Genomic DNA, 21,599 nt, shown 5'->3' on the forward strand with positions numbered 1-21,599 from the left:
ACTTCCCTGTTACATACCGACTGACACCTACACCCTATTTCGGCGAACCTAAATTGTTCAATGCGGCGAGGTAAACCTCGCATTCCCGATGCACGACGACGGGTGTCACCCACCCCTCCGAAGCCGCCCTATTCCGGCCCTTCACCGCTGCACATATCCGCCAAACAGGACTTACGTCCCTCGACACGATTATCTCGCGCACGACATAATCGTGCTACAGCTCACACACAAGGAAGGGAATTGATCATGCATCAGAGGACTCAGTCTCGGATTGCCGCAACACTCCTAGCCATTGGGCTCACTTTTGGAGCGGCCAGCCCAGCCCTTGCAGGGGACGGCTACCGCGGCTCAACGGTATACGGTTGCCGCGCATACATTCAAGAGGATAAGGCTTGGACCAACTGCAAACCTGCAACGCGCTCCGTTAAGATCGCAACCAAGGCATGGTGTACCGGACAACCCACAACTTACGGCGCATGGACATGGGCTTCTAAGGGCAAGTACGCCTACAACTTGTCTTCGACAGAGTGCTTGTTCAACGTCCACTACGCCCAGACACTGGCGCAGTAGCCTCGTGCCGCGCGGCGTCGAACCTTGGCCGATACCATGATTCGCCTACGTTACCCCTTGCGGGCATATCTCGTGTCGTTCTTCGCCGCCGCCGCGGCCTACCTCCTCATCGCGTTCGCCATGCGCGATCGGATCTTCGAAGCGTACAACACAGTAACTCTGCTACCCTGGATCTACGTTACATTCCTGGGCGGGATCACCGCCGCAGCAAGCGCATTCCTCACAAGATCTCACGCAGAGGCGGACGAAAACGCAATCTCGCTGACGTCACCTCGGTCTCGCATCGCGCTGAATGCCGCCGACTTTATCGTCCAGTACGCAACACTGGCGGTTATGCCGTTCGCCCTGTCATTCACAGCAACCCTTCTGGCTTCCATGCTCGTCTCGAATCGCGGGTACCTCGATCCGAGCTACATTCCTTCCGCCCTGGCGCTCCTTGGGGCGCTTGTATTGATAGGTCAAACCCTGGGGTTACTCATCCCTCATCGCATCCTCTGCGTCCTCGCCGCCTTCATCGCCGGCCAGTTCCTCGGCCTTTACACCAACACGACCCGCATTATCAACAACTGGGACAGCGCAAACCCACAGGTGTGGGCATTCATCGTCCCTATCCTGCTCCTCGCCCTCGCGGCGCGTAGCTCCTTCGAGTCTTTTAGCGCGCACCGCATATGGATGTCCAGAGCGGCGGTCGCCACCTGCCTCGTGGCCTTCTTCGTCGCCTTCTACTTCTTGTCCCCAATAAAGCTCACCACGGAGCGCCAAGATAGCGATTCCGCCCATACGTGTACGCCCGTTGGCGAGGATCTGCTGTGTACGTGGAACGAGAGCGATTACAGGGTGCCGTTCCTCTCCGCCGAGATCGCCCGCGCGCAGCTCCTTCGCAAAGCCGCCAATATCGATCTCGCTCCCATCCTGTATTACGAGCCCGGGCTTAACACCGACCGGCTCACAACCGCACCGCCCGACAGGCGAATCGCTCTGCCTTCACTCGGCGGCACGACGAAATCAGTTATGTCCACTCAAGCCATCACCGGCGATATCCTCGCAGACATCGGCCATCCGCTTTCGGTGTGTGGCACAGCGGACATCACGTTCGACCTCGCCACCAACTTCATTTACGGAAATATCTCAACCACGGACTACCGTTCGACTGATGCCGAACATGACAGCGAGGTCAGGCACATCGCCCAAGAGTGGGTGGGCCTAACCGACGAACAGATTGCGCAAAAGCTGGTCTCGAGGATGCGAAACGACCTGCAATTGTGCGACGCACCGGAGGACAACAATGGATACTGACGCGATTGTTTCGGCAAACCTCAGCCAACGATACGGCAGGCACACCGTCTTGAGTGGGTTATCTTTCCGGGTGCCATCAGGAAAGATCACCGGACTGCTCGGACCTAATGGCGCAGGAAAGACGACGCTTCTGAAGACCATCATCGGACTCTACACGCCGGCCTCAGGATCCGTATCCGTCTTGGGCAATGACATGGGAACCAAGAAAACGCGGCGCCAGGCCCAGGCCAGGCTTAGCTTCCTGCCCCAAGATTTCTCTGCCGACGGCGCCCTGACCGTTGCCGAGTTCGTGGAGTATAACCTGTGGATGCGCACCTATCCGAAGGAGCAGATTCACGACGCGGCGGCCGCCGCCATCGCCGACGTCGGCCTCACCGATTCCACCTCCCAGAAGCTCCGCACGCTATCGGGAGGAATGCGCCAGCGGGCGGGCATCGCGGCCGCCATCGCCGGGACGCCCGGCATCATCGTTCTCGATGAGCCCACCTCGGGGCTCGACCCCGAACAGCGCACCCATTTCCGCAAGCTACTCGCAGGAATCGACTCGACGATCATCTTGTCCACCCACCTCATCGAGGACGTCGAATCGAGCGCGCATCATCTTCTTGTGCTGTCCAAGGGCACGCTCGTCTACGACGGGTCACCAGCCGTGCTGATCGAGGGCAACGACCGTTCCGTGGCAGCCCTCGAAGCTCGCTACATCGACCTCCTGCAGCGTGCATAGCAATGCCGATCGCGCTGTTTGCAAAGACCCGCCGCCTCGGCATGGTGGCGGCGACCAGCTTGCTCCTCATCGTGGTCTTCGAAGGCTTTTACACGCACTCCTATTCGATCCCCTCGTTTGACTACAGGTGGGAGACCCCGCTGTCCTACCTCCTCGGCCCCTTCCTGGGCGCTCTATGCATGGTCACCGTCAATTCGGTGACCCCCGACATGGAGCAACTGGCTGTCGCCCCGATTCGGCTATGGAGAACCGCCGTCACTGTCTCGCTGTGCGCGTTTCAGTGCCTCGCCATCATCGGCCTGAGGCCCGTCGTCAACGCGTTCATACTCGAAAGTCCCATCACCGACGATTCGCTCATCACCCTGCTCTTGTCGACGCTGACGTTCCAGGCGTTGTGCATCATCTCGGCGGCGATGTGGGCAGACGCGCGAGCGTGGGCATTCCCGCTTCTGGGCCTCGTGATGTGCGTGGGCTTCGGCTTTAACTCCGACACCACCCCGCGCCCGTACCACGTTCTCTACGCGCACACGACGGCCAGCGCCATCGTAGCGGGCATCCTGTGGTTCGCCGCGATCGCCGCGCTCGCCTGGTTGCCGCCCGCGAGGAGCGGGCGGTAGCGGCTCGCTCCTCGTGCCCTATTCGTAGGCCTTGGCCGAGTTGACCGCCCCATCCCACACGTCGCCCTCGAGCGTGCCCGGCAGCCCCGCCTTCGCCGGCACGAACACCGGCTCGGTGACGCGGCGCACCCCGCCTGCTGCACCACCTTCGGCCAAACAAGCCCCGGCCACGTCAACTGCGACGTACCCGTCGCGCGCGATGGCGACCTGCTGACGCTCGTAGTCGCGAAGCGCCGCCATCACCCAACCGGACAGGGACAGCACGCCGATCAGGTTCAGAAGCGTCACCACGAACATGGCCAGATCCATGAGCACCCACACAAAAGTCAGGGCTAGGACGGCCCCGACGAAGGAGAACACGACGATCGAAACCTTACCCACAGTCAGCGTCCACTTCGGGGCCCGCAGGAACACGAGGTTGGCCTCGCCGTAAGCGTAGGCGCCGAGGATGGAGGAAAAGCCGAAGAAGAAGATCATGATCGCCACCGGCCACGCCATCCAGGACCCCATCGTGGATGTGATCGCCGTGGTCGTCAGGTGGCCGGCGTCGTCGGCGGTGAGCACCGTAAGGTCGAGCACGCCGGAGGTCATGATGATAAAGCCGGTGGCGGTGCAGATGACGATGGTGTCAAGGAAGACGCCGAAGGACTGGATGAGGCCCTGCTGGACCGGGTGCGCCACGGTGGCGGTGGCGGCGGCGTTGGGGTTGGTGCCCATGCCGGCCTCGTTGGAGAACAGGCCGCGACGCATGCCGTTGACCAGCGCCGCCAGCACTCCGCCGGCCGTGCCGGCGAGCGCCTCGTTAAGCCCGAAGGCCGAGGAAAAGACGTCCACGAAGAACTGCGGCACGCGCCCGATGTTCATCGCGACCACGATGAGCGCCACGAGCACGTAGGCCAGGGCCATCGCCGGGGAGATGATCTCGGTGGAGCGGGCCACCCCGCGCACGCCACCCAGCACCACGAGGGCGGCCAGCACCGCGACGACGGCGCCCGTCACCCAGGCCGGAACCCCCTGCGAGGCGTCGAGGACGCCGGCGATCGAGTTCGCCTGCACCATCGGCATGGCGATGAACATGGAAAACACCATCGCCACGGAGAAGCTCACGGCCAGCGCGCGCGACTTCGCCCCGCGCAGGATGTAGTTGGATGGGCCTCCGCGGAAGGTGCCGTCGTGGTGGCGGGACTTGAAGATCTGGGCGAGCGTGGCTTCCGCGAACGCCGTCGCCATGCCGATGAGCGCCACGAGCCACATCCAGAACAGTGCACCCGGTCCGCCCAGGATGATCGCGAGCGCCACCCCCGTGATGTTGCCGATGCCGATGCGGGTGGCCATTCCCATGGCGAAGGCTTGGAAGGAGGAGATCCCGCCCTGCGAGCCCGCGCGCGAGTGGCCCACGTAGCGCAGCATGTCGCCGAAGCGGCGGAGCTGGAGGGCGCGCCCGCGGAAGGTCAGGTACAGGCCGGTCCCCATGAGCACGGCGATCATGATCCAGGCGTACAGCCAGTCGCTGATCCCGGACAGCAGGGCCGTCGCCGGCCCGGTCAGGTTGTCGATCCACTCCTGTAGTTCCTGCATCATCGTCCTTTGCTCGCTTGCTTCTTCGCGTCTTCACGACGCCGCCCCCGGCTCACGCAGGTCGCCGCGGCGCCGGTGCCCCTCCAGTTTCACACATCGCTGCGGGCGCCGCCCCCAGCGGTCACGGTGTGAAACCCCTCATCGCCTGTCCGATTGGTCGGGCTTGGCGCGGTCATTTTCCGATTTCTTGGAAAAGTTATTAAACCTCACGTAGCCTTGGCATTGAGAGCTGTTTACCTATTCGGAGGCGTACGCCGCATGGCAGGATTCATGTCACGCTTTGCCACTCAGCACAAGGTCCAGGACCTTCTCAACGAGCAGGCAACTTTCCTCGTCCAGTCTGCCCGGGTGTTGGCTGACATGGTCGCCGCGGGCACCACCTCCCGCATTGATCTGAACCGCTCGCTCCATCAGATTGAGAACGACGCCGACGCCTGCAACCACCGGGTTCTGCAGGAGATCGGCTCCCGCTTCATCCTGCCGTACGACCGTGGGGATCTGATCGAGCTTACCGGCCAGATCGACACGTGTGTGGACATGATCGATGAGGCGGGTAACAACCTGGTCCTGTACAAGATCGGCGAGGTCCACGACCAGCTTTATGAGATGGCGGACATCATCATCCAGTGCGCGGAGCACGCGGTGAACGCCGTCGGGAAGTTGAAGAAGATCGAGCCGTCGATCCGCACGGAGTGGTTGGAGATCAACAACTTGGAAAACCGGGCGGACCGGATCTACCGCGAGCTCATCATTGACCTGTTCGAGTCGGAGCGTTCGGGCAAGGAGATCTTGGCCCACAAGATCACGCTTGACTCTTACGAGGCCGCCGTGGATTCCTTCGAGACCCTCGCCAGCCGCATCGAGCTGCTCACTCTGAAGGAGTCGTGAGCCTTGGATCCGCTTCTTGCGTTAGTGATCTTCATCGTCATTTTCGCATTCGTCTTTGACTTCACGAACGGGTTTCACGACGCCGCCAACGCCATCGCGACCTCGGTCGCCACGCGTGCGCTGACCCCGCGGGTGGCGCTCATCATGGCGGCGTGCATGAACTTCATCGGTGCTTTGCTGGGCACCGGTGTCGCTGAGACGATCGGTTCGGGCATCGTGGAGGTCACCCCTTCCGACGGAGTATCCGGTCTTATGGTGGTGATCGCGGGCCTGGTGGGCGCCGTCGTGTGGAACCTGGTCACCTGGTGGTTCGGCTTGCCGTCCTCCAGCTCGCACGCGTTGATCGGCGGCCTGGCCGGTGCCGGCGTCGCCGCCGCGTTCACCGTGCACTGGTCGGTGATCGGCCTGAAGGTGATCGTGCCGATGTTCCTCTCTCCGTTCGTGGGCTTCGGGCTGTCCTATCTGCTCATGTCGCTTATCCGGCGCCTGTTGCGCAACGCCCACTACAAGGCGACGATGAAGCGCTTCCGCGTGGCGCAGACCATCTCGGCGGCGGCGGTGGCGCTCGGCCACGGCTTGCAGGACGCCCAGAAGACGATGGGCGTCGTCGTGATCGCGCTGGTGGCGGGCGGCTACCACGAGGGTAGCGCCGTCCCGCTGTGGGTCAAGCTCGGCGCGGCCACCGCGATCTCGCTCGGCACGTATTCGGGCGGGTGGCGCATCATGAAGACGCTCGGCACCAAGATCGCCGACCTCAACCCGGCCCAGGGCTTCGCCGCGGAGGCCGTCGCAGCCTCTGTTCTTTACACGACGGCGTTTTTCTGGCACGCCCCCATCTCCACCACGCACACGATCACGTCGTCGGTGATGGGCGTGGGCGCGACCACCCGACGGTCCGCTGTGCGGTGGTCGACCGCCGGAAACATTGTGGGGGCCTGGTTTATCACATTCCCCGCGGCCGGCCTCGTCGCCGCGGCGGTGAGCTACCTGCTGCACCTATTTATCTAGCGCCGAGGTTGGCCGCCGGTGGCGCCGCCGGCGACCAGCCGCCTCGCGTCAGCCGAAACGACCCGACACGTAGTCCTCCGTCTCCTTATTGCTCGGGTTGGAGAAGATCTTTTCCGTGTCATCGAATTCGACGAGGTGGCCGGGCTTGCCCGTCCCCTCGATGTTGAAGAAACCGGTCTTTTGCGAGACGCGGGCCGCCTGCTGCATGTTGTGCGTGACGATCACGATCGTGTAGTTCGAGCGTCGCTCCTGCATGAGGTCCTCGATGGCGAGCGTGGAGATCGGGTCGAGTGCCGAGCAGGGCTCGTCCATGAGCAACACCTCGGGGCGAACCGCGATCGCGCGGGCGATGCAGAGGCGCTGCTGCTGGCCGCCGGAGAGGGAGGAGCCGGGACGGTCGAGGCGATCCTTGACCTCTTCCCACAGGTTCGCGCCGCGCAGGGACTCCTCCACGATGCGCTCGCCCTCGGCCTTGGGCAGCTTCTTATTGTTGAGGCGCATGCCCGCGAGCACGTTGTCGGCGATGGACATCGTGGGGAACGGGTTGGGGCGCTGGAAGACCATGCCCACGTGCTGACGAACCTGAACCGGGTCGACGCCGGGGCCGTAGATGTTCTGCTTGTCTATCTCCACGAGGCCCTTGACGTGGGCGCCCTGGATGACTTCGTGCATGCGGTTGAGCGAACGCAGGAAGGTGGACTTGCCGCAGCCCGACGGGCCGATGAGGGCGGTGATGGAGCGGGGCTCAATATCGACGTTGACGTTCTCCACGGCGAGGAAGTCGCCGTAGTAGATATTGAGGTCGCGTACCTTGATGCCTTCAGACATGAAAATCCTTTCTTGACCAGCGGCTACTTTTCGCCTTTGGGGGCGAACCGCTTGGCGATCCAGCGTGCCAACAGGTTGAGGAGAAGAACGACGAGAATGAGCAGGAGTGCTCCGGCCCACGCTTCAGCCGAGTTGCCAGAGACGTACTGGTTGTAAACGTACACCGGCAGGGTGTACATCTGGTTCTGGAAAATATTGTAGTTGTAAAAGTCGGTGGTTCCGGCGGTGATCATGAGCGGCGCGGACTCGCCGATGATGCGGGCGATGGCGATGAAAATGCCGGAGATGATGCCGGACACGGCGGTGCGTAGCACGACGCGGATGATGGTGGCGGCCTTCGTCACGCCCAGCGCGTAGGAGGCTTCGCGCAGCTCGTTCGGCACGAGCCGCAGCATTTCCTCGGTGTTGCGCACGACGATCGGGGTCATGAGCACCACCAGTGCGATCGCGCCGGCGAAACCGTTCTTGAACTGGGCTTGCCCGAACAGTGCCTGGTTGATCATGGGGATCATCGCGGCAGCGAACAGGCCGGCCACGATGGAGGGGATGCCGGTCATGATGTCGACCATGAAGGTGATGACCCGCTTGAGCTTACCCTTGCCGTATTCAACCAGATAGACCGCGGTCAGCACGCCAAGCGGGACCGAGATCAGCGCGGCCACGCCCGTGATGAGGAGGGTGCCGACGACGGCGTGCCCGGCACCCGTCACCGAGTCCGGCATAGACTGGCCGAAGGTGGTGGCGGTGAAGAAGCCGGAGGCGGACATGCGCGACCAGCCCTGCACCAGCACCGTCCACAGCAGCGACAGGAGCGGGATGACGGCGGCCACGAAGGCGCCGACGATCATCGACGTCATGAGGCGGTCGGTGCCGTAGCGCCGGCCCTCGACCCCGAAGCCTGCAGCGACGACGATCAGGGTGTAGGCGGCCAGGAAGATGACGACGCCGACGACGCCGGCGTGGAAGATGCGCGCGCCAAGGACGCCCAGGACCGCGGAGGCGGCGAGGGCCGCTGCCGTGAACCACGCGGGCAGTTGTTTCTGGGGGGTGGCTACCATGACACTCATGCATTCGCTCCTGAGAACTCGGCGTAGCGGGCAACGATCGCGCGGGCGATGAAGTTGACCACGAACGTGATGACGAACAGGATCAGGCCAAGCGCGATGAGGAAGTCAGATTCGATGCCGGAGGCTTCGGGGAAGCGCAGGGCAATCTGTGAGGCGATTGTGGAGTGCTGGCCGGGGCTCATGAGCTTGAAGTTAATCATCATTCCCGGCGAGAGCACCATGAGCAGCGCCATCGTCTCGCCGAGTGCGCGGCCGAGACCCAGCATGGAGGCCGAGACGATGCCCGAACGTCCGTGCGGGAGCACCACCATCTTGATCATCTCCCAGCGGGTGGCTCCCAGCGCGAGGGAGGCCTCCTCCTGCAGGCGCGGGGTCTGGACGAAGACCTCGCGGGAGAGGGAGGTGATGATCGGCAGGATCATGATCGCGAGGATGACCGCGCCCATGAGGATGTTGCGTGCTGGCGGCACGAAGGCCGCGGCGGTACCGTCGGGGAACCATTCGTAGTGCTCAGCCAGCCAGGACAACCCGGGCAGGCCACCCTCCCAGGCCCCGTCAGGGCCCGCCTTGCCGCTCAGGAAGGTGAAGATCGGGGTCAGGATGTCCGAGATCCAGGTAAAGACAGGGCGCATCAGCGGTTCGAGCGTCCACATGCCCCACAGGCCGAAAACCACGGAGGGTATCGCGGCCAGGAGGTCAATGACGTAACCGAAGATCGCGGCCAGCTTGCGCGGGGCGTAGTGGGAGATGAACAGCGCGATCCCCACCGCGAAGGGCACCGCGATAAACAGTGCGATGATTGCCGCCAACAGCGTGCCAAAGACGGTCGTCCCGGCGAACTGCCAGAAGTTCTGGCCGCGGGCAAAGCCCACTTCCTCGACGATCTCCTCGCTCGGCGTGATGAGCACGTTGCCCGAGGACAACAGGAGAAAGATAAAGACGGCGGCCAGCAGGGCGAGGATGCTGATTCCGGAAAGGTTGGAGATCTCGCGGAAGATCCGATCGCCATAACGAGCCCGGCCCGACGGTGGAGTTAGCGCTCCTGTCGGGGCCGGAGCGACGTCCTTGGCCGTCTGATCAGCCGGCTCACCGGCCGACTCTATAGTTTGTAACACCACAGCTCCGATCCTGATGTGGGCCAGCCCCGAGGGGCTGGCCCACACCGGTCAACTCTTAGTTGGTCTTGATCTGGTCGACCGCGGCCATAACCTGCTTGCGCAGGGTATCCGAGATCGGGGCGTTACCGCCGTTAGCTTCCGCGGCGATCTTCTGCCCGTCCTGGGAGGCCATGTAGGTGAAGTACTCCTTGACGACGCTCGCGGTATCGGCGTTGTCGTAGTGGGTGCAGGCCACCAGGTAGGAGACCAGGACGACCGGGTAGGCGCCCTTGACGGAGCCGTCGCGCTTGAGGTCGACCGTCAGGATGCGGTCGGTGGCGTCGGGGGCCGGGGCGGAGTTGTCGACGATGGCGGCAGCGGCCTCGGGCGAGTACGCGAGGAAGTCGCCGGCGACCTCGACGGCGACGGTCCCGAGATCACCGATCTGGGAGGCGTCTGCGTAGGTGATGGCGCCAGGGGTGGAGCTGACGAGGTTGACCACACCGGAGGTCTTCTCGGCGGACTGGGTGCCCGTGATCGGCCACGTGTCCTCGGGCTTGTAGTCCCACTCGCCGGAGGACTCGACCAGGTACTGCTGGAAGTTCTTGGAGGTGCCGGAGTCGTCGGCGCGGTTGACCGGGATGATCGGCATGTCGGGCAGCTTGACGCCGTCGTTCAGCTTCGCGATCGCCGGATCGTTCCAGTTGGTGATCTCCTGCTTGAAGATCTTGGCGATGACGTCAGCCGACATGTTGACCGAGTCGATGCCATCCAGGTTGAAGGCGATGGCGATCGGGGAAATGTAGAGCGGAACCTCGATCGGGCTCTCGCCGCCACAACGCTCGGTGGCGGCCGCGACCTCGTCCTCCTTCAGCGCCGAGTCGGTGCCGGCGTAGTCGACCTTACCGGCGAGGAACTGCTCGCGGCCGGTGCCCGAGCCGGTGGCGTCGTAGTTGACGACGGCGCCCGTGGCGGCGGTGAAGTTGTCGCGCCAAGCCTGCTGGGCGTTGACCTGCGACGACGCACCCGAACCGTTGATGGTGCCGGAGAGCGAGCCGGACGACTGGGTGCCCGACGTGGAGGCGGCTCCGGGCCCCGTGCTCTCCCCGTTGCCGGCGCCGCTCGAGCAGGCGGCGAGAACGAGCGAAAGTGAAAGGGCAAGGCCGGCAGCTGCGCGGTGACGTGCAATCTTCACAGTATCCATCCTTTAATGTAGAACTTGAGGGAGAACTCCCTGAGTTCAACGCTAAGAGGGCTACCTTTCCGCGCAGCACACGCCCGGTGAACGTGAGGTGAACTGCCTGTAGATTACTTCACACCCGCCGGCGCCCGGCCTGGTGGACTCAACGCTCCGCACGCCGCTCACATCGCGGGCCGGATCTTTTCGAACGCGACGACGACGCACTCGCCCTTCTTCTTCGCCACGTGCACCACCATGATCTCCCCCGTCCTCAGCCACGGGTCCTTCCCCGGCAGCTGGCGGCGCAGCCGAGGCGGGGTGACGTCGCCCAGGACCTCCAGCGCGGTGGGCAGGGTGGGCCTGTGCACGCACACCACCGCCGGCTCTCCCGCACACAGAACCCGGCCCAGGGCCGCAGCCGTCTTCTTCGGCTTCCTCGCGTGGGATGCCTCGGTCAACTCCTCGCGCTCGTCAACGCCCACGCCGGTTGCCTTCGCGTACGGGGCCACGGTGTCCACGCACCGCTTCCACGGCGAGCTCACCACCTTCTCCACCCCGTACGCTGCCAGTAGCGCCACCAGGCGTTTGGCCCGCGCCTGCCCCGTCTTCGTCAGCGGCCGAGTCTGCTCCGGACCCTTGTGAACCGAACGCTTAGTCGCCCGCGCATGACGCGCGATGAGCACCGGCGTCGTGCACGCCAGCCCGCGATTGTCCAGATCCGTGAGGTGGTCGAGCATCTTGCGATCGCCCTTCCGGGTGAGAAGCTTGTGGGCCGCCTTGACGGTGACCCAGCGCACGTCGTCAATCTCCTTCTTCGACGCCGGATGCGCCTTGCGCCGGGCCGCGAGCGCCGGATGCCCCTTCCGGGCGACCGTCGCCGCCCAGTAGCGCACCTCCTTGCTCTTGCCACCACCGACCGTGTAATGCTGCCAGCCGAGCGGGGCGCCGAGCACGACGTCGTGACCGGTCTCCTCCTTCATCTCCCGGATGCAGCACTCGTGTAGCGTCTCCTCGCCCTTGACCTTTCCCTTCGGGAAAGACCAGTCCTTCCACGTGGGACGGTGGACGATGAGAACCTCCAGCCTGTGGGAGCGCCGGCGCCAAATGACGGCGCCGGCGGCCCTGATATCAACCGACACGCGCGACCCCTAGCGGTGGTCCACCACTGTCGCGCGGGCGCGAGCCATCAGCTCCTCCTGGGTGTCAACCAGCAGGTTACCCTCGGCGTCGCGGGTGGTGTGCACCCAGCCGTCGGCCGTCATGCGCCACGAACGCACCTCGTCCGACGTCGCCCTGCGAACCATCTCAATGAGGAACTCTTTCTGATCCGGCTCCACGATCCTGATCAGCGCCTCAATACGGCGATCAAGGTTGCGGTGCATGAGGTCGGCCGAGCCGATCCAGACCTCCGGATCGTCGTCGTTGCAAAACGCGTACACGCGCGAGTGCTCGAGGTAACGACCCAAGATGGAGCGGACGTTGATGTTCTCCGACATGCCCGGGATGCCCGCCCGCAGGCAGCAAATCCCGCGCACCTGGATGTCGATCGGCACGCCCGCCTGCGAGGCGCGGTAGAGGGCGTCGATCAGCCGCTCGTCCACCAGCGAGTTCGCCTTGAAGCAGATCCACGCGTTCTTGCCCGCCTCCTTGTTCGCCACCTCGCGCTCGATACGGTCGATGAGGCCCGAGCGGATACCCGTGGGCGCCACCAACAGGCGATGAAACTTCACCTTCGGGGCGTAGCCGGACAGCTGGTTGAACAGGCGCGTGGCGTCCTGGCCGACGTCGCGGTCGCACGTGAACAGGCCCAGGTCCTCATACCCGCGGGCCGTTTTCGGGTTGTAATTACCCGTGCCCACGTGGACGTAGCGGCGCAGCCCGTCCTCTTCTTGGCGCACGACGAGCGAGAGCTTGCAGTGCGTCTTCAGGCCCACGATTCCGTAGACCACGTGCACACCCGCCTGCTCCAGTTTGCGCGCCCACTCGATGTTGTTCTCCTCGTCAAAGCGGGCCTTGATCTCCACCACCGCGAGCACCTGCTTACCCGAGTTCGCCGCCCGGATAAGGGCGTCCACGATCGGGGAGTCGCCCGAGGTGCGGTAGAGGGTCTGCTTGATCGCCAGCACCTTCGGGTCATCCGCGGCCTGGCGGATGAAGTGCTGGACCGACGTCGAGAAGGACTCGTAAGGGTGATGAACCAGGATCTCGCGGCGGCGGATCGCGGCGAAGATGTCCGCGGCGCGGGAGGACTCCACGTCCGAGATTCCGCGGGCCGTGACCGGCACGAACTTCTTGAACTTCAGCTGCGGGCGGTCCAGGTCGTGGATGACGTTGAGGCCCGTCAGGTCCAGCGGGGCCGGCAGGTGGAGCACGTTCTCTTCGCGCACGCCCAGTTCGCGGGTGAGCATCTGCAAAACGCGCTTCGAGATGTCGTTTTCAACCTCGAGGCGCACGGCCGGGCCGAAACGACGGCGCAGGAGTTCCTTCTCGAGCGCCTTGAGGAGGTTTTCGGCGTCGTCCTCCTCCACCTCAAGATCCTCGTTACGGGTGACGCGGAACGTGGAGTAGTCCACCACCTCCATGCCCGGGAACAGCGCCTCCAGGTGGACGCCGATCACTTCCTCCAGCGGGATGTAGGAAGTCTTGCCCTGCTCGTCCGCCGGCACGTCCTCCGGGCGGTAGGGGCGCCCCTCGGAGTCCACCGCGATGAAGCGCGGCAGCAGCTGGGGGACCTTCACTCGGGCGAAGAGCTCCTTGTCCGTCTTCGGGTTGCGTACCAGCACCGCCAGGTTCAGCGACAGGCCCGAGATGTAGGGGAATGGGTGGGCCGGGTCCACCGCCAGCGGGGTCAGCACCGGGAAGATCTGCTTGCGGAAGAACTTCGAGAGGCGATCCTTCTCGGTCTGGCCCAGGTCCGACCAATGCTGGATCACGATCCCGACCTCGGCCAGCTTCGGCTGAACGTCCTCAGCAAAAACGCGGGCGTGGCGCTCCTGAAGCTCCTTGGTGCGGGCCGTGATCCCCTCCAGCACCTGACGCGGGGTCAAGCCGGATGCCTTCGTCACCGCCATCCCCGTGGCGATGCGGCGCATGAGGCCGGCCACGCGGACCATGTAAAACTCGTCGAGGTTCGAGGCGAAGATCGCCAAGAACCACGCCCGCTCCAGCACCGGCAGCGTCTGGTCCTCCGCCTGCTCCAGCACGCGCTCATTGAACGCCAGCCAGGACAGTTCTCGGTCGAGGAAGCGCCCCTCGGGCAGAACGCCAAGGTGGGCGGGGTTTGGTTCGGCGTCAGGCTGATTCCGGCGTTCCTCGGCGACCTCGGCCTCGCGCACGAGCCGCTCGGCCTCCTCCACAAGCGCCGCGGTGGACACGGACGCGCCCAGCCGCATCTCTTGGACGCGGGCACGCAGGTTTGCCATCTCCTGCGAGGAGAGCTCACCGGCCTCCTCGTCCTCGTCAAGGAAGTCCTGGATCGCACCCTCGGCGACATCGCCGAAATCAAGGTGGTCACTAGGTGTGGATTCCACGAGAGCGGAATCGTCGTCAAAGTATTCGTCGCTCATATCCGAATCGTCTCAGATCTAGTGTGGGAGGATCAACACCCCCGCTTGGCAGGGGTCGGGGCCCGCCGGTTGCGCTGACCCCAACTACATCTTAGACGAGGATGGGCGCCCGCGCGGGGCGGCGGGTTCGTCGCTACGCGTTCGCCCGTTAGTCGAGTGCGCCGCGAAGCAGGCGCTCGCCGGCGAGGCGGAATTCCTCGGCGGTGCGGAGCATGGCGGTGTCGCGGCGGGTGACCTCGGTGGCGAGCGGGTGATCGTCGGAGGCGATCCAGGTGGGCTGGACGCGGCCGAGGAAGTCCGTCAGGCGCGCGGATGCCCGCAGGACCGCCGCGAAGTCGCCGGTGAAGTTCCCCTTGAACACCTCGTCCCACAGGGCACGAACCTCGCGCGGCGTGGCCACCTGCTCCAGCTTCTCAGGCTCTTCTTCCCCCACCGCGAGGCGGGCCGCGCCGTAGCGTTCCTCAGCCTCCTGCGGGAAGCGGCGGACCCACTCCGCGAGCAGGAATCCGCGCCACAGCACGCCCGGTAGCGATTCCTCGGGCGAACTCACCCACGACTCCGCGATCGTGTCCACGCCCTCGTCGGCGATCAGCGCGAGCACCCGGTCGCGCACCTCCGGGTCCTCCCCGTGAACGCGCCCCAGCGGCACGATCGCCTGCGCCGAGGTGTGGGCAAGCTCGGAAGTAGCGGCCGTGTCCGCGCCCCCTTCAATCATCTCCACCTGCTCGGGTTTGAGCTGTGCGGGCCTACGTGGTGTTGACATGACGACCTCCTTGCGTTGTCCTTCTATTGTCCCCCAGATCAGGGCTGATGTGGGAAGAAAGAGGAAAGTCATGCCGGTGGCAAGCAGGCGTGATCGCGTTCGGGACTATTCTGCGGGCGCTGTGGGCGACGTGCCTGCGGGCGCTGTGGGCGACGTGCCTGCGGGCGCTGTGGGCGACGTGCATTAACGGCTTTCCCAATTAAGGTGCAGTTTAGGTGGAATTCGCTGACCTTGAGTAGTGCGGGAGCGACCGGCACAACTCAGGAATCTGGGGCCAACCAGGCCCGTATAGCCACCGGCAGTCGGTATATTCAAGAGAAGTGTCGGGCACCGACACAACTCAGGAATCTGGAGCCAACCAGGCCCATATAGGCACCGGCAGTCGGTATATTCAAGAGAAGTGTCGGGCGGTAGGCCAAATCCTCAAGTGAAGTGTCGGGGCCTTCCCGATGCTGCGGTAGTACGCATCCATCATGGAAAGATCCCGACCCTTTTCACTAACCCCACACCCTCACACCCCCCGATGCGCCTTTAACTGGGAAGATAACTGGGAAGAGCCACATTAACGGGGACACGATCGCCGCACTATACGTGCATGTAGGATTTGACCCTGCCCGGTGGTATTTCCTCCCGCCGGAAGGCAAGACGATTGCGGAACTCATCCCCGAGCGTCGAGTCTGTCAGGGTGAGTACCCCAAATAAGAGGGGAGTGTGGTAGGCCCCGTGGGACTCGAACCCACAACCTACGGATTAAAAGTCCGCTGCTCTGACCAATTGAGCTAGAGGCCCGCGCTGGCGCGCTGTTGGTTGAGCGCCTACGGCGCCGCCACCCAACGCGCAAAGTCTACCCCGCTCAGCGCCCGCGGAAAAATCGTCACGGCGCGCCAGGGGCAGACGGCAGACGCGCGCCGGGGCAGTCAAAGCCACCGCATCCGCATCGGCGTTAACGGCCGGCCCGCCCCGCGGCTGCGCCGCGGCGCCGGCGCGGGGTCCAGGTCACCAGCATGACGGCCACGGTAATCAGCACGAGTCCCCCGAGTTCACCCAGCGTAGGGATCTGGCGCAACACGATCATGCCGACGATCAGGGAGGTCGCCGGGTAGAGCGCCCCGAGCAGGGCGAACGTGCCAGCGGGGATCTTCGTCAGGACGAACAGCTCCAGCGCATAGGGCACTACCGAGGAAAACACACCCACGGCGACCATGAGGGCGAGCAGCTTCGGGTTCGTGGCAATGACCGCAAAATCGGGGATCGCCAACCACACGAACGCGAGCGCCCCGATGCTCATGCCCACCGCGAGGGAGTCGGTGCCCCGCCCGGCGCGCGCCACCTTCGACCCGATCCACATGTAGACGGCCCAGGCTCCGCCCGCCGCGATCGCCAGGATCACGCCGGCGAGCACACCCGGCGCCGAGACATCCACCCCGACCCACGAGATCGCGAACACCCCGCAAAGCGCGAGCACAATCCCGGTCCAGATCCGCCAGCCGCGGCCGGTCACCGCCGCGAGGATCACCGGACCGAGGTACTCGAGCGCCACGGCCGTGCCGAGGGGGATCCGCGCGATCGCCTCGTAGAACACCACGTTCATCGTCACCAGCGCCAGCCCGTAAACGGCCGCCAGCCCAAGCCGACGCCGCCCGAGCTCACTACGGAGGTCGAGCCTCGGGCGTCGCCACATCAGCATCACGACGGCGGCCACCGCCACGCGTCCCCACGCCACGGCACCCACCGCCGCCACCGCAAAGAGTGTCACCGCAATCGAGGCGCCGAGGTATTGGATGAGGCCCGCCGCGATGAGGATGCCGGGGGCGGCCGAGCGCATGGAAGTGTCGGTGAAGTTCAGGCTCCCGGTCAGCCGCCTCGCGTCCCGGTCGCCCCACCGCCCCTCTGACTTAGCCATAGAAAATCGCCGCCACGATAACAAGCATAGGCATAGATGCGAGCGCGCTGGCAACGCCGGCGTCGCGGACCAAGGCCACCCCCGCCTCGTAGCGGTGTGCGATCGCGAAGAGGTTGTTGGCGGTGGGGAAGACGGACACGACCATCGCGGCCAGCAGCTGTGTGCCCTGCAGGCCCAGCGCCATGGCGATCACAAACGTGATGATCGGCGACAGCAGGACGCGGAACCCGACCGACGCCACCACCGGCACCGCTTCCTTACCCCGGCGCAGTTTCGCCGAGGCAAGCGAGACGCCCATCGCGATCATCATGACGGGCACCGTGGCATCGGCCAGGGCGTCGATCGGGACGGTGACCGCGCGTGGCAGGTGCCAGCCCGACAGGTTGATGGCCAGCCCGGTCAGCACGGACAGTAGCGGCGGCTGCATGAGCGCGTGCCCGGCACGCACCATGAAGCCCGCCCCGGCCGAGCCGGTCTGTTTGTCGAGCATGAAGAACGCGAAGGGTACCAGCACGAGCACCTGGAACATGATCACCCCCGCCGCCGCGGTCGCCTGGCCCACCGTTGCCAGCAGGTAGGCGATGCCCACGTTGCCCGCGTTGGTGTAGGCGCCGGCCATCGCCCCGACCGTCCGTTCCGGCCCCGACAGCCCAAACTTCCCGCCTATCGCGTAGTAGAGGCCGAGCAGGATCAGTGCGGTCAGGATGTTGGCGATCAGGCCGCGCGAGAAGACGTCGGCGAGGTGGGCGGTGTCGACCGTGCGCATGAGCAGCGCCGGCATGGTCACGAAGAACACGATCCTGGATAGCCCCCGGTCCGCGTCCGGCCGGACCACGCGGCACTTCGCGAGCGCGACGCCGATCGCCGTGTAGACCAGGAGGGTCCAGATGCTCAATAACACGTCATTCACTCGCCTCAGCCTACTCGTGGCGGCCGCGCCGCGCCCGGGCGGCTCCTCCTCTGAGCTGTGGGGTGGTCTTGCGTGTTTGGCGAGTGTTACGGGCGAATGTCCGGTTGCGTATCGGTCCGTGTACAGCCGGTCACGCCGACGACGACGGCCGCGTGATCCGAGACCGGCATCGGCACGGTGCGGTCCTGGAGCACGCAGAGGCCGCGGCCGAGCACGTGGTCGATCTGGATGCGGGGGTCCCAGCTGGGCGTGCCGTTGCCGCGGTGGAGGATCTCGAAGGTGGGCGGGCCGGGCGTGGCCGCCGCGTGGCCAATGAGCTCTTCTTCCACGTGGTTGATCCGCAGGTTGAGGTCGCCGATGAGGAGGGCGGGAACGCCGGGCGCGAAGTGGTCGAATCCGCCCAACGCCACCGCGAGCTGTTCGCGGGCGGTTTGCCTCACCGTTGACAGGTGTGTCACGCCCACCGCGATCGGGCCATCCGGGGTGTCGAGAAGCGCATACAGGCATGCCCGCTGATCTGGCCATTTGATGCGCCACGTGCTTTCCCGCCCGCGCCGGGAGGCGCGGGCGGCCGGCAGGACGTCGATCAGCTCGCGCCACCGCGCCGGCCTCCCGTCGCGAATGAGCGAGGTTGCCCGGCCGGGCAGGCGCAGTATGCGGGCGCGAAGCACAGGCCATCGGCTGACTAGCCCCATGCCGTAGCGGCGGCGGGTGGGTGCGAACAGCGCATTCGCGCCGCTGGCCTGCGCGATCAGTCGAAGCTGGTCAACCCGGCCCGAACGCCACTTCCCACGGTCGACCTCCTGCAGGCCGGCCACGTCGGCGTCCAGGCGCGCGATCTGCGCGGCTACGAACCGTGCCGAGCCGAGCCCGGCCCGTTTCCCCGCGCCCGGGGATGCCGTGGGCTGGCCGGCCGGCACCGGAGTCGCGTATTGAATGTTGAAGGTGAGGACTTCCACCCTAGGCGTCGGGTTCAAAACGAAGCGCCACGGAGTTCATGCAGTAGCGCCGCCCAGTGGGGGTCTGCGGCGCATCGGGGAAGACGTGGCCGAGGTGCGAGCCGCAGTTGGCGCACTGAACCTCGGTGCGGACCATCCCGTGAGAGCGGTCCTCCACGTAGATGACAGCGTCCTTCTCATCCGGGTCGTAGAAGGAGGGCCAACCACAGTGGGAGTCGAACTTGGTGGTCGAGCGGAATAGCGTGGCGTCGCACGCGCGGCAGTGATACATGCCGGGGCGATCCTCGTTGAGTAGCTCGCCCGTGCCGGAACGCTCGGTGCCCGCAAGCCGGAGCACGTTGAACTCCATGGGGGTGAGGATGTCACGCCATTCGTCGTCAGTCTTGTTCACGCGGAAAGTCATTGATCGTCCTTTGTTTGCGTCTCCGTGACAGGTAGTTTTTGAGTTTGGGTGTTTAGCTTACGCTCTTCGTAGGCCTTCTCGCCGGGGCCCGAAAATGCCTTAGCCCGTTCCTCCGCCTCGGGCGATCCGGTGAAGATGGCAGACCTCGTGCCCGTCGTCGGCGTTTCGTCCGTGGGGGTGGCATCATCGAGCTCGGCGTCCAGCTCGGCTTCGCGCTGGGCGAGCGGCACGCGCATGAGCTTCGCCACGTCCGTGGCCGACAGGATCTCCGTCTCTTGCGTGTCCGGCTGGGCGGCGCCATCCGGCTCGAAAGTCGGAGGCTGGCCCTCCCCGCGTTCATGCACCAGCTCGAACGTCGCCTCGTTGCGGGCCGCCAAGTCTCCCGGCTCGCCCATGTAGTGGCGTTCGTGCGGGACCGACTGCGGGGCCTCGTCCTGGATCCAGCGCACCATTTCCTCGCGCACGTAGTTGCGCAGGTCGGTCAGCGTGGGCGAGTTCTTTGCCGAGACCAGGCAGCGCAGGGTGATCCGGTCCTGGGAGGCATCCGACACCATGAGCACACCGGTGCGACCATCCCACAGGGCCGTGTTGCGCAGGATCTGCTCGAAACGCATGCGCGCCGCGTCGATCGGCACGGCCCAATCCACCGTGATCAGCACGTCGCCCATCATCTCCGGCGCCCGGCGCGTCCAGTTCTCAAAGGACTCTGTGGTCATGATCGTGGACGGGACGATGATCCGGCGCCCATCCCACACCGCCAACACCACGTATGTGAGCGTGATTTCCTCCACCGTGGTGTAGTTGCCCTGGTACACGACGACGTCGTCTACCCGGATCGAGTCTGTGAAGGCCAGCTGTAGGCCGGCGAACACGTTGCCCAGGGTGGTTTGCGCCGCGAGGCCGGCAACCACCGAGATGATTCCCGCCGAGGCGAAGATCGACGCGCCCGCCGCCCGCGCTCCTGGGAATGTCAGCAGTGCCACCGCCACGCCAAGGATCCACAGGCTGACCTTGATCACTCGCCGCAAGATCTGCGTCTGCGTCTTCACCCTGGCCGCGCGGTCCTGCGAACGCTGCGCCATGGAATCGTTAATTGCCCGCGTGACGCCGTCCACCAGGCCGGACAGCACCCACGTCACCGCGCCGATAATCGCCAGGACGAATCCGTGCGCCACCCAGTCCAGCCAGTCGGGCGGGGTTGCCGGCATCACCGTCAGCCTGTAGTGGAAGCCGAGCCACCCGCCGACTACCGCCAGCAGGACCTCCATCCGCCTGCTCACCGCGTGATAGACCCCGTCCATGTGGACGCTGCGCCGGGTCAGTATCCGCAGGCCGGCGATGAGGAGCAGGCCCGCCAGGATGCCAACGAGCATGCCCGCGCCGATGGTCAGGATCATCTTTACAACGTCGAAGGTCACCTCAACGGCGGCCTCCACGGTGTCATCTCCCTGGTTGGTAGCCATCACGATCGGCAGCGCGGCAATTACGTTCATGATCCAAGGCTAAGCCACGCCCGGAACAAATCCTTAGCCCGTTTCGCTGACAACTCACCCGGGCCCGCCACGCCCCCGTGCGCACGACGCCGACCGGCCCACACCGGCCCACGCAGGATCCGGCTGTGGCGGGCAGAACGGCGTCGTTATGGGCTTTCATGGTAAAGTGGCACATAACACGTCTGCCCAAGTTGGCAAGATTGCGAAATCCGCATAAGCTTATCGACGTTCCCGGTAACACGGAACGAGCCCCTATCGTCTAGTGGCCTAGGACGCTGGCCTTTCACGCCGGTAGCACGGGTTCGAATCCCGTTGGGGGTACGGCTTCACCAGAAGCAGGAAGAAATTCCAATCTGGCCCTGTAGCGCAGTTGGTTAGCGCGCCGCCCTGTCACGGCGGAGGTCGCGGGTTCAAGTCCCGTCAGGGTCGCAAGGAACTGCCCGGCACCCCGGGCTTTTTCTTAAGGCTCTGTAGCTCAGTTGGTAGAGCGTTCGACTGAAAATCGAAAGGTCACCGGATCGACGCCGGTCGGAGCCACCGCGAGGCCCCCGAAAGGGGGCCTTCTCGCTACCCGGCCCGCACAGCAGCCTTCGCCACCCGGCCCCCGCGCGGGAACATCCGCGCCCGTCTCCTACGCCGGCTCCGTCCGACATGCGCATTCTAGAGCCAATCCATTGTCGTAAAACGGTTGCACCCTCCGCCTACCCCGCATACGCTGGACGGTGCGATTGTCTGACAACTGGCTTTCC

General features: G+C 64.9%; 18 protein-coding genes and 4 tRNA genes. 8 read left to right on the forward strand and 14 right to left on the reverse strand.

The features are described 5' to 3' along the window. Positions 1-606 precede the first annotated feature (606 nt). From J2S45_RS09675 to J2S45_RS09685, 3 genes are read left to right on the forward strand one after another with little or no spacing between them, the layout of a single operon-like run. Complete coding sequence (locus J2S45_RS09675; protein ID WP_307635261.1) at positions 607-1,866, forward strand: hypothetical protein; 1,260 nt, start codon at positions 607-609, stop codon at positions 1,864-1,866. Then, entirely contained in the window at positions 1,856-2,590 is a 735-nt protein-coding gene (locus J2S45_RS09680; RefSeq protein ID WP_296930872.1) for an ABC transporter ATP-binding protein, read from the forward strand. The genes J2S45_RS09675 and J2S45_RS09680 overlap by 11 nt, the downstream gene beginning before the upstream one ends. Before the next feature lie 2 nt (positions 2,591-2,592). Further along, a complete protein-coding gene (locus J2S45_RS09685; RefSeq protein WP_307635262.1) occupies positions 2,593-3,207 on the forward strand; it encodes a hypothetical protein in 615 nt (204 codons plus the stop codon). 18 nt (positions 3,208-3,225) lie between these two features. Here the strand turns inward: J2S45_RS09685 and J2S45_RS09690 are convergent, their stop codons facing one another. Next, complete coding sequence (locus J2S45_RS09690; protein WP_307635263.1) at positions 3,226-4,788, reverse strand: alanine/glycine:cation symporter family protein; 1,563 nt, start codon at positions 4,786-4,788, stop codon at positions 3,226-3,228. Positions 4,789-5,055: 267 nt separating this feature from the next. Here J2S45_RS09690 and J2S45_RS09695 point away from each other — a divergent pair, with 267 nt between their 5' ends. Together J2S45_RS09695 and J2S45_RS09700 are read left to right on the forward strand one after the other, a co-directional pair. Continuing rightward, complete coding sequence (locus J2S45_RS09695) at positions 5,056-5,673, forward strand: DUF47 domain-containing protein (protein WP_270975753.1); 618 nt, start codon at positions 5,056-5,058, stop codon at positions 5,671-5,673. Positions 5,674-5,676: 3 nt separating this feature from the next. Next, positions 5,677-6,681, forward strand: a complete 1,005-nt coding sequence (locus J2S45_RS09700) for an inorganic phosphate transporter (RefSeq protein WP_307635264.1) — start codon at positions 5,677-5,679, stop codon at positions 6,679-6,681. Between the two features lie 48 nt (positions 6,682-6,729). Here the strand turns inward: J2S45_RS09700 and pstB are convergent, their stop codons facing one another. From pstB to J2S45_RS09765, 13 genes are all read right to left on the reverse strand, one after another. Beyond that, a complete protein-coding gene (gene pstB / locus J2S45_RS09705; protein ID WP_307635265.1) occupies positions 6,730-7,509 on the reverse strand; it encodes a phosphate ABC transporter ATP-binding protein PstB in 780 nt (259 codons plus the stop codon). 23 nt (positions 7,510-7,532) lie between these two features. Next, on the reverse strand, positions 7,533-8,576 hold the full coding sequence (gene pstA, locus J2S45_RS09710; RefSeq protein WP_307635266.1) for a phosphate ABC transporter permease PstA: 1,044 nt from the start codon (positions 8,574-8,576) through the stop codon (positions 7,533-7,535). After that, a complete protein-coding gene (pstC, locus tag J2S45_RS09715; RefSeq protein ID WP_307635267.1) occupies positions 8,573-9,691 on the reverse strand; it encodes a phosphate ABC transporter permease subunit PstC in 1,119 nt (372 codons plus the stop codon). The genes pstA and pstC overlap by 4 nt, the downstream gene beginning before the upstream one ends. A gap of 58 nt (positions 9,692-9,749) precedes the next feature. Next, complete coding sequence (pstS, locus tag J2S45_RS09720) at positions 9,750-10,877, reverse strand: phosphate ABC transporter substrate-binding protein PstS (RefSeq protein ID WP_307635268.1); 1,128 nt, start codon at positions 10,875-10,877, stop codon at positions 9,750-9,752. 158 nt (positions 10,878-11,035) lie between these two features. Next, the gene (locus tag J2S45_RS09725; RefSeq protein ID WP_296932015.1) at positions 11,036-11,992 is read right to left on the reverse strand and encodes an NUDIX hydrolase; all 957 of its coding nucleotides are present in this window, start codon (positions 11,990-11,992) and stop codon (positions 11,036-11,038) included. Positions 11,993-12,001: 9 nt separating this feature from the next. After that, on the reverse strand, positions 12,002-14,419 hold the full coding sequence (locus J2S45_RS09730) for an RNA degradosome polyphosphate kinase (protein WP_296932018.1): 2,418 nt from the start codon (positions 14,417-14,419) through the stop codon (positions 12,002-12,004). A 148-nt stretch (positions 14,420-14,567) separates the two neighbouring features. Further along, positions 14,568-15,182, reverse strand: coding sequence for a hypothetical protein (locus J2S45_RS09735; protein WP_270975761.1), 615 nt, complete (start codon positions 15,180-15,182; stop codon positions 14,568-14,570). A 712-nt stretch (positions 15,183-15,894) separates the two neighbouring features. Then, positions 15,895-15,971, reverse strand: a tRNA-Lys gene (locus tag J2S45_RS09740). Positions 15,972-16,125: 154 nt separating this feature from the next. Further along, on the reverse strand, positions 16,126-17,085 hold the full coding sequence (locus tag J2S45_RS09745) for an EamA family transporter (protein WP_270975762.1): 960 nt from the start codon (positions 17,083-17,085) through the stop codon (positions 16,126-16,128). Beyond that, positions 17,078-17,995, reverse strand: coding sequence for an AEC family transporter (locus J2S45_RS09750; protein WP_307635269.1), 918 nt, complete (start codon positions 17,993-17,995; stop codon positions 17,078-17,080). The genes J2S45_RS09745 and J2S45_RS09750 overlap by 8 nt, the downstream gene beginning before the upstream one ends. An 86-nt stretch (positions 17,996-18,081) precedes the next feature. After that, the gene (locus tag J2S45_RS09755; RefSeq protein ID WP_307635270.1) at positions 18,082-18,954 is read right to left on the reverse strand and encodes an endonuclease/exonuclease/phosphatase family protein; all 873 of its coding nucleotides are present in this window, start codon (positions 18,952-18,954) and stop codon (positions 18,082-18,084) included. Between the two features lies 1 nt (position 18,955). Then, the gene (gene msrB, locus J2S45_RS09760; protein WP_307635271.1) at positions 18,956-19,357 is read right to left on the reverse strand and encodes a peptide-methionine (R)-S-oxide reductase MsrB; all 402 of its coding nucleotides are present in this window, start codon (positions 19,355-19,357) and stop codon (positions 18,956-18,958) included. Beyond that, positions 19,354-20,850, reverse strand: a complete 1,497-nt coding sequence (locus J2S45_RS09765) for a mechanosensitive ion channel family protein (RefSeq protein ID WP_307635272.1) — start codon at positions 20,848-20,850, stop codon at positions 19,354-19,356. Before J2S45_RS09765 ends, msrB begins: the two co-directional genes overlap by 4 nt. Positions 20,851-21,098: 248 nt before the next feature. On the opposite strand from J2S45_RS09765, the gene J2S45_RS09770 reads away from it, so the two are divergent. The 3 genes from J2S45_RS09770 to J2S45_RS09780 all read left to right on the forward strand — a co-directional run bounded on the left by J2S45_RS09770 (position 21,099) and on the right by J2S45_RS09780 (position 21,387). Further along, positions 21,099-21,171, forward strand: a tRNA-Glu gene (locus J2S45_RS09770). 34 nt (positions 21,172-21,205) lie between these two features. Further along, a tRNA-Asp gene (locus J2S45_RS09775) sits at positions 21,206-21,279 on the forward strand. Between the two features lie 35 nt (positions 21,280-21,314). Next, positions 21,315-21,387: transfer RNA gene (locus J2S45_RS09780), tRNA-Phe, on the forward strand. The last annotated feature ends 212 nt before the right edge of the window (positions 21,388-21,599 follow it).

The sequence above is a fragment of the Trueperella abortisuis genome (genome assembly GCF_030811095.1).
Classification (GTDB): domain Bacteria; phylum Actinomycetota; class Actinomycetes; order Actinomycetales; family Actinomycetaceae; genus Trueperella; species Trueperella abortisuis.